Here is an 8,305-nt window from a genome sequence, read left to right as displayed (position 1 = left end):
CGCGGAGCCCGCCATTATGGCCTTGGTATAGGGTTGAAGCCATGATTCCTGCTGTTGTGCCCTGTACTGACCGCGCCCTCTGGGACGAATTCGTTGACCAATTTCAGGGCCATCCGCAGCAGCTGTGGGGCTGGGGCGAGACCAAGGCGATGCACGGCTGGTCAGTGGACCGGGTGCTCGTCAAGGACGGTGACAACACCATCGGCTGCGCGCAATTGCTGGTCCGCCGCCTTCCGCTTCCGTTCCGGGCCCTGGTCTACATCCCCCGGGGGCCCATGTGTTCGGCCGAGAACGCACAGGTAGTCCTCAACCGGCTGGCCGAGCATGCGGCCGTCCGGCACCGCGGAGTCGCCCTGAGCATCGAACCGGACTGGGACCACGACTCCGTTGTTGCGGGTGCCGTGGCTGCAGCCGGATTCCGTCCCTCCACGAACACCGTGCTGATTCCGCGCACGCTGATCCTCGACCTGAACAGGTCCGACGACGAGCTGATGGCGGACATGTCCAAGTCCACCCGCGCCAATATCCGCAAGGCTATGCGCAGCGACGTGGAGTTCCGCAAGGTGAAGAACGATGCGGAACTTGAGCAGGTGCTTGCCATCTACCACGAGACGGCGGAACGCGCCGGGTTCGGGATCCACGAAGACCAGTATTACCGCGACATCTTCCGCAACATGGGTGACGGCTCACCAATCATCGGCGCGTTCGACGGCGAGCAGCTGCTGGCATTCGCCTGGCTCGCCAGGAGCGGCTCCACGGCTTTTGAGCTGTACGGTGGCGTCTCTGCCGAAGGGCAGAAACAGCGCGTCAACTACGGCGTGAAGTGGGCCGCGCTCCAGGCCATGCGCGAAGATGGCTGCACACGGTACGACTTCAACGGCCTGCTCAATGACGGAATCTCGGACTTTAAGAAGCAGTTCGCCAAGCACGAGAACATGCTCATGGGCACCTGGGAGAAGCCGCTCTCGCCGCTCTACCCCGTCTATGCACAGGCAATGCCCCTGGCGCGCCGCGGGCTGCAAACCGCTCGGCGCCTCGTGAAGGCAGCTGCCCGGCAGGTCCGTCCGGTACTGCAGCGCCTGCGCCCCGGCAGCTAGCTTCACAGGCGGCTGGCGGGGCTTCATAGCAGCCGGTTGGCCGCCAAGCCGGCTAGCGAAGGCCGGTGGTCACCGCGAACGCCAGGGCGGGCACGGTACTGCCCGCCACGGGGTGGACGTTGACGGGGGCCTCGGCCGCGGCCAGGAAAGCGCTGCCGCCACGGGAGAGCTGAAGGTCACCCTTGGGCGAATCGAGATATATATTCCCGGCCACCACAATCACCACTGCTGCTCCCGCCTGTGCCAGCGGAACCGGGCCCGCGTCCGGTGCCAGCTCGATGCGCTGAAGCTGGAACTCCTCGAACGGCGGGCGGAAGACTTCCTGGTCCAGTTCCGTCCTTTCGGCCGGGAGCATGGGCACTGCAACAGGACGAAAGTCAATGGTCCGCAGGAGTTCGGGCACGTCCACGAACTTCGGAGTCAGGCCACCGCGCAGGACATTGTCCGAGGAGGCCATCACTTCCACGCCCAGACCGTGCAAATAGGCGTGGACATTTCCAGCGGGGAGGTAGACAGCCTCACCCGGCGCCAGCGAGATGCGGTTCAGCAGCAGTGAGATCAGTACCCCGGGATCACCGGGGTACTTCTCGTTGAGGCTGATGACCGTGTTGAGTTCGGCCTCGTACGGGGCCAGGGGAGCGCCGGAGACCAGCGCCGCCACTACCAGCGCCGTGTCATCAGAGACGGACCCGCCACCGGTGATCAGGCGTTCAAAGGCCGCCCGGAGACCGGCACCTTCATCGGTGGAGGCGAGGTCTCCAAGCAGCGAACCGATCAGCGGCGGCACATCGCCTCCCGCTTCATCGAACGCTGCTGCCACGTGGGCCAGGATGTTCCGTGTTTCCGCCGCCGGGCGGAAACCGCAGAGTGCCTCGAACGGTGTCAGGGCAAAAATCATCTCGGGCTTATGGTTGTCGTCCCGGTAATTCCTGTTGGGCGCGTTTGCCGCCAGTCCCTCGGCATTTTCGCGCGCAAAGCCAGCCCGCGCCTGCTCGAGGCTGGGATGAACCTGAAGGGACAGCGGCTGCGCCGCGGCCAGGATCTTTGCCAGGAACGGCAGCCGCGGGCCGAAACGCGTCACAGACTCCGTGCCCAGGAAATGCTCCGGGTCGCTGGCCACCAAAGCATCAAGGGGGGTGGCCGTCCCATCTTCGGGGACGTGCGCTACGGACGGTGAGTCCGGGTGCGCGCCAATCCACAGCTCTGCTTCCGGCCGGCCTGACTCCTCCCGTCCCAGGAGGGAGGCGATGGCCGTCGTCGAACCCCAGGCGTAGTCCCGCAGGACATTCTCAATCTCGTACAAAGCCGTTCCGTTCCCCTAGGTTTGCTTATTGAATCCGGCTACAGCGGAGCGCACTGGCCGTTGGTTGCCACGAGTTCACTGATGTACGGCTCATTGCCCTCGAGCTTGAGCTGGTTCAGCATCTCTTCCGTAATCAGTTCGCCGTCCGGTGTGGTGGTCACCGGGGTGAAGTCCGACGGCGCGGGGGACTGTTGCGTTTTGACCCTTCCAGCCAGCGACGCAGCCTGGAAGTGCGGCGCCGCGGCTGCCTGGATGTGCCCGGCACCGGCACCCGGGGCCACCATGACGTCGTCGGGGATGCCCGTGGACTGGCTACCCCCGGCCGATGCCGATGCCAGCAACTGGTCCACCCGGTCATGAATCTGGTCGAAGTCCGGAACGGTGGAGAAGGAGGCATCGAAGTCGGGCGGCCCGATGGTGAGCCGCTTGATGTCCTGGCCCTTGGCCTTAATCGCCAGATCCACAAAGCTGCCCAGCTGCGACGCGGAGATGTTGGAGTCCACCACCTTGGTGCCCGCGTTGGCGATGTCCTCGAATTTCGACAGCAGGGTTGCGGGGTCGAGCTGCTTCAGCATCGCCTGCTGCACGCACTGCTGACGCTGGATGCGGGCGTAGTCATCCACGTACTCCCGCGACCTGCCGTACCAGAGCGCCTGGTTGCCGTCGAGGGTCTGCTCACCGGCAGGGATCCAGCCCAGAGGCATGCCGTGGGTCTTGGTGGCCTCGTCGAAGTAGCCGCTCATGGGCACCCAGCCGCCGGCCTTGATCCTGATGCCGCCCATCGCATCAATGAGCTTGGCGAAACCCTCCATGTCCACCAGCACATAGGCCTGGACCGTGATTCCGAGCGTTCCGGAGACGGCTTCCAGCGTGGCCTGGGCACCGGGATCGGCTACATCCGGGTAGAGATCGGCATATTCGTTGGTGACTTCGGTGTTGATGGCGTTGATAAGGCACTCGTCGCCGCAGTTGTAACCGTCCGGATAGATGGCCCGCATGGGCGAGTCTTTGCTGAACTGGGCGTTCTGGAGGTTCCGGGGCACCGAAATGATCGCGGTCCGGCCCGATTCGGCATCCACGCTGAGCACGGAAAGGCTGTCCGGACGCCTGCCGGTGCGGTCGTCGCCGGCGTCCCCTCCCATCATCAGGAAGTTGTAGCGCCCGTCCACCGGTTCGATGACGGGACCGGAAGAAAAGATGCTGCCGATGGCGTTGCGGCCCACGTTGAGCAGGTAGGCGAGGTAGCTGAGCGAGCCGCTGCCCAGGACCAGCGCGAGCACGAGCACAATCACGACGGCGGGCCGTGCGGAGGGTGCCAGCAGCACAGGACGGATGAGCCGCAGTGTGTTGATGAAGAGCACTGCCCATCCCGCGGCCAGCGCTACCAGCAGGATGACAATCGCCAGCGAGGCAAAAGGATTGGTGACGATGCTGATCAGCAGGCTCCGGTTAAGGAGCAGCAGGAGTCCCGCCAGCAGGACCGCGGCCCACACCCCGAGCGTCACGCGCAGCGCGGCCCGGCCCAGTTTCCGGTCCCCGGCCACCAATTGCGCGCTGCCCGGGATGAAGAGGGTAAGCAGCACCAGCACGAAGGCACGTTTGGTGCGGACCGGAGGGGAGGCACTGACCGGGTACCGGACGGGATCGGTCAGGCCGGTGTCCGTGTCTGACTGCGGGACTTTGCTGCTTGTCATACGCGCCGCCTAGCGGCTGCCCCGGAGCGTGCCGTTGCCATCGGCGAAGACTTCGCTGACTTTTTGCCGCAGGTTCGCGCCCTTGCGGGAGGCGACGGCGTTCAGGTCGGCTGCGAATTCCAAGAGGTCGGTGCGCAGCGACGCCGCCAGCTCGTCCGTGCCCGCAGCGAGCATCCGCACGGCAAGGAGCCCTGCGTTGCGGGCCCCGGCGATGGAGACGGTGGCCACCGGAACGCCGGCCGGCATTTGGACGATGGACAGCAGTGAATCCATCCCGTCCAGGGTTTTCAGGGGGACGGGTACGCCGATGACCGGAAGCGGCGTGACGCTTGCCAGCATGCCCGGCAGGTGTGCTGCACCGCCTGCGCCGGCAATGATCACCCGCAGTCCGCGCTCGTGTGCCGTCTGTCCGTAGCGGATCATCTCCGTGGGCATGCGGTGCGCTGACACCACGTCCGCTTCAAAGGGAATCCTGAACTCCGCCAGCGCATCAGCCGCTGCCTCCATCACCGGCCAGTCCGAGTCGGAGCCCATGACCAGTCCCACCAGCGGGGCGGTCGGCGAAGCGGCGGACTGTGCTTGGGCACTCATGCGGTCTCCTCGAAAGTCTGCGACCGTTCTTCTGCCGGAACCCGACCGTCGCGGATGATGTTTGCTACCAGGGCGGCGCGGCGGCGGACGGTCTCGACGTCCGCGGTGGATTGGCCCACCAGGTTCACGTGTCCGACCTTGCGGCCGGGGCGCACCGACTTGCCATAACAGTGGACTTTGGCAGCAGGCTCGCTGGCGAGCGCCAGCGGGTAGGCGGAAAACAGGTCCTGGTTTTCGCCCCCGAGGAAGTTCTTCATCACCGCGACGGGGGCAAGCGCATCGGTGGCTCCCAGGGGGAGGTTGAGCACTGCGCGCAGGTGCTGCTCGAACTGGCTGGTCACCGACCCGTCCTGCGTCCAGTGCCCGGTGTTGTGCGGGCGCATGGCAAGTTCGTTGATGAGGAATCCGGCGCCGGTTCCGGGGGTCTCGAACAGTTCCACGGCCAGCACGCCCGTCACGCCCAGTTCGCCGGCAATCCGCAGCGCCGCATCCTCGGCGGCTGCCGCAACTTCCACCGGGATGTCCAGTGCAGGCGCTATCACTTCGTCACACACACCATCCACCTGGATGGTGTGGACTACCGGCCATGCACGGGCTTCGCCGTCGGGGGTCCTGGCAACCAGCGCGGAAAGCTCGCGGGTGAAGTCGACCTTGGCCTCGACGAGGAGCGGGCTCATGGAGTCAAACCAGTCACTGGTCTCCGCGGCCTCCTCTGCAGATGAAACGATGCGGACCCCCTTGCCGTCGTACCCGCCGCGTGGCATTTTCAGCACCACGGGCCAGCCTGTCTCTTCACCGAAGCCGACCAGTGCTGCCACGTCCTGCACCTCTGCCCACGCGGGGTTGGGCAGCTCCAGCCGGTCGATCGCTGCCCGCATAACCAGCTTGTCCTGCGCATGGACGAGTGCATCCGGCCCCGGCTGGACATTGACGCCGGCCTCCTGAAGGGCGCGGAGATGCCCTGTGGGCACGTGCTCGTGGTCAAAGGTCATGACGTCCAGGCCCTGTGCAAAGTCCAGGAGCGTCTGGAGGTCCTTGTAGTCGCCCACTGGGGAAGAGGACACTGCCGATACGGCGGAGACGTCGTCGCCTTCGGCAAGGACGCGGAGTTCGAAGCCGAGCGCAGTTGCGGCCGGCGCCATCATTCGGGCTAGCTGGCCGCCGCCAACTACACCTATCACTGGAAAAGTCACAGTAGCCAGCCTACCGAAGACCGCCCGTATCCCGCGTTTCCGTGCCGTCGGCCGGGGAGTGTTTCGGCGGCTGCCCACTCCGCGGGCACAGGTTAGGGAGGCTGTGGCACAGGTTTGGGGGCTAAAATAGGCCTCTGGCCCGATGGCCCACAGTTCACAAAGCCATGGAGGGCCATGATCACCGCACTTGCAGACCGTATTCGGGGGCTCGCCTCGCTTTTTTGGCGCGAGGTGGCCAAGTTCGGAGCAGTAGGCGGGGTGGCGTTCGTCATTGACAACGGCCTGACCTACTACCTGATGCATGGCCCGATGACCGACAGCGAGGCCAAGGCGAGGTTTGTTGGCGCCTCGGTGGCCACGGTCTTCTCGTGGATCGCCAATCGGTTGTGGACATTCCGGCACCGCCGCCAGGCCAACGTGCTCCGCGAATTCCTGATGTTTGTCCTTATCAACGGGATTGGCATCGGCATTTCCACGGGCTTTACGGCCCTTGCCAAGTACGGGCTGGGCGTTACGGACAAGAACCTGCTGTTCTCTGCCGGGGTGTTGGGCATCCTGGTGGCTACGGTGGTCCGATTCTTCGCCTACCGCTTTTTGGTGTTCAACCAGGAACTGGACCAGGAACCCGAGTTTTCCCACGACCACGAGCTCATCGAGCTCCACCACCACAAGGAACACGAGGTTGCAGTGGAGCGGGCTGTGGAGCGCGAGCCTGCCCCTGAAGGTCCCGCCAAGCAGTAGCGGAACCGGTTTGGCAGGGCCGGTCCGCCGGAAGCCTCAGCTTTTCTAGCTGCCGTGGATCCGCTCCGCCGCCAGAAGCTTGTCCGTCAGTTCCACGTCCTGATGCGTAAGCACCACTGAGCCGTCACGCCGCCAGGCACCAAGGGCATTGGAGAGGGCAGCCTCCAGTCCGTCACCGGCGGGTATGTGGAGACGGACGCCTTCTTCATGGGCAACGGCGAAGCCCTCCAGCAGGTCCCGGTGAAGGTGCCGGCGCCCGTCGCTGCCCACAATGGCGCATGCTGAAGGATCGGGATCCGCGTGCGGCATGAAGACGTCCCCATGGGAGCGGACCTCGGCCGCATAGTCAAGGTGTCCGGAGGCCAGCTCACCGGGCCAGCGCATGGCCAGCGCCGGAAGCGCAACGGCAATCACGGCGTCGTAGCGTCCTGTTGCGGATGCGGGCTCGGCGGTGACCAAGAAATCCGCTGCCTCCCCGTCCAGTACAGTCTCCAGCCCGAGCTGCCAGGCGGCCAGCGCCCACACCATGGCTTTCCAGTGCGCCGGAAGGTCAAGCCGGAGCCGCATGCCTGGTTCAGCGTCCAGTTCGTCCTGGAGCAGATTGCTCGTCTTGGCAACCCAGTTGTCCAGCACCCTGCCGGACAACTCCACCCGCTCGGCGTCCGGGCCGTACCAGGTAAGGCGCGGAGCGGTGGAATTGCCGGAACGAAGGGCTGCCATGAGATCAGATGCGGGGGTGTCCATGGCTACATCCTGCCACCGGCACAGAAGCTGGTCACTGCCGATGCTGCCGTTGCCAGGCCTAACAGCACACATCAGACCAGCGTGGTGTGAAATATCTCACATGGAACGCTCAGTTTGCTTGCTAATTTTTCGGGATGCAGGTATTTTCCAGCATTTGACGGCAATTTGGCGGCTTCCGGAAGCCTCACCTGCCGGCCGAGGACTTCCGGCGGCCGCGTCGGAAAAATTCCCGGGCGTGGCGTGCGCCAACTTCAACAGCCGGAGTGATTATTATCCGGCAGCGGCTTGACTCGCCCTAGTTACACACGTGTAATTAGATAACTAAAGGCAACTGCGTAAATGCCGGCACATCACCGAGTGCCACCTATCAGGCAGGGGCTGCAACATCAGGAGGGTCGCCGTGGGGCAAGCAGAGCGTATCCAGGAAGATGCCGTCGTGGCCGGTCAGGCGACGGCGAAGTACCGGGCCCGGGGGGTGCCCAGCGATTGGTTCGTGGACCCGGCCGATCCTGATGCTGCCGAGCGGTACAACAGGGACGCCACCGGCCTGCTGGAAGACCAGGCAACTGCCTTCCTCGCGGCCCATGAAGCCCTGCTGGACGGCGGTGCGGACCCCGACGATGACCTCGACCCGCCCATGGAACTGGCAGCCGCCAGCGCAAGCCAGCCGGTATGGATTGGATTGCCCCTCCAGCAGGATTTCGACGACGAAGGCGAGCTGGGCTGGCAAACAGACGCCCTGTGCGCCCAGACGGACCCGGAGGCCTTTTTCCCGGAGAAGGGCGGGTCCACCCGAGATGCGAAGAAGGTGTGCGGGGCCTGCAACGTTCGCTCCCAGTGCCTGGAATATGCACTGGCGAATGACGAACGGTTCGGGATCTGGGGAGGCCTTTCCGAGCGCGAGCGCCGGCGGCTGAGGAAGCGGGCAGTCTAATTCACCAG

8 protein-coding genes are annotated in these 8,305 nt (G+C 64.9%); 3 read left to right on the top strand and 5 right to left on the bottom strand.

Going from position 1 to position 8,305, the window contains the following annotated elements; all coding sequences use genetic code 11:
- Positions 1-1,097 (top strand): peptidoglycan bridge formation glycyltransferase FemA/FemB family protein (locus FDW81_RS07100; RefSeq protein ID WP_240720018.1); only part of this gene is annotated, 1,097 nt, incomplete at its 5' end.
- Positions 1,098-1,149: 52 nt separating this feature from the next.
- On the opposite strand, the gene manA is transcribed toward FDW81_RS07100, so the two are convergent.
- Genes manA through FDW81_RS07080 form a run of 4 tightly spaced genes read right to left on the bottom strand, consistent with a single transcriptional unit; the run spans position 1,150 to position 5,830 of the window.
- Entirely contained in the window at positions 1,150-2,400 is a 1,251-nt protein-coding gene (gene manA / locus FDW81_RS07095) for a mannose-6-phosphate isomerase, class I (protein ID WP_138133466.1), read from the bottom strand.
- A gap of 38 nt (positions 2,401-2,438) precedes the next feature.
- Positions 2,439-4,094, bottom strand: a complete 1,656-nt coding sequence (locus FDW81_RS07090) for an LCP family protein (RefSeq protein WP_138133464.1) — start codon at positions 4,092-4,094, stop codon at positions 2,439-2,441.
- A gap of 9 nt (positions 4,095-4,103) precedes the next feature.
- Positions 4,104-4,685: a 5-(carboxyamino)imidazole ribonucleotide mutase gene (purE, locus tag FDW81_RS07085; RefSeq protein ID WP_138133462.1), complete on the bottom strand. Its 582-nt coding sequence runs from the start codon at positions 4,683-4,685 to the stop codon at positions 4,104-4,106.
- Positions 4,682-5,830 (bottom strand): 5-(carboxyamino)imidazole ribonucleotide synthase, encoded by a 1,149-nt coding sequence (locus FDW81_RS07080; protein WP_240720036.1) that lies wholly within the window; start codon positions 5,828-5,830, stop codon positions 4,682-4,684. The genes purE and FDW81_RS07080 overlap by 4 nt, the downstream gene beginning before the upstream one ends.
- Before the next feature lie 222 nt (positions 5,831-6,052).
- Here FDW81_RS07080 and FDW81_RS07075 point away from each other — a divergent pair, with 222 nt between their 5' ends.
- Positions 6,053-6,619: a GtrA family protein gene (locus tag FDW81_RS07075; RefSeq protein ID WP_138133458.1), complete on the top strand. Its 567-nt coding sequence runs from the start codon at positions 6,053-6,055 to the stop codon at positions 6,617-6,619.
- A 45-nt stretch (positions 6,620-6,664) separates the two neighbouring features.
- On the opposite strand, the gene FDW81_RS07070 is transcribed toward FDW81_RS07075, so the two are convergent.
- The gene (locus tag FDW81_RS07070; protein ID WP_138133456.1) at positions 6,665-7,363 is read right to left on the bottom strand and encodes a TIGR03089 family protein; all 699 of its coding nucleotides are present in this window, start codon (positions 7,361-7,363) and stop codon (positions 6,665-6,667) included.
- Between the two features lie 400 nt (positions 7,364-7,763).
- On the opposite strand from FDW81_RS07070, the gene FDW81_RS07065 reads away from it, so the two are divergent.
- A complete protein-coding gene (locus tag FDW81_RS07065; RefSeq protein ID WP_138133454.1) occupies positions 7,764-8,297 on the top strand; it encodes a WhiB family transcriptional regulator in 534 nt (177 codons plus the stop codon).
- Positions 8,298-8,305: the final 8 nt, after the last annotated feature.

The organism is Pseudarthrobacter sp. NamB4 (assembly GCF_005796185.1).
GTDB lineage: Bacteria > Actinomycetota > Actinomycetes > Actinomycetales > Micrococcaceae > Arthrobacter.
Note: the sequence above shows the minus strand (reverse complement) of the source record. Positions and strands in the feature narration are given on the sequence as shown.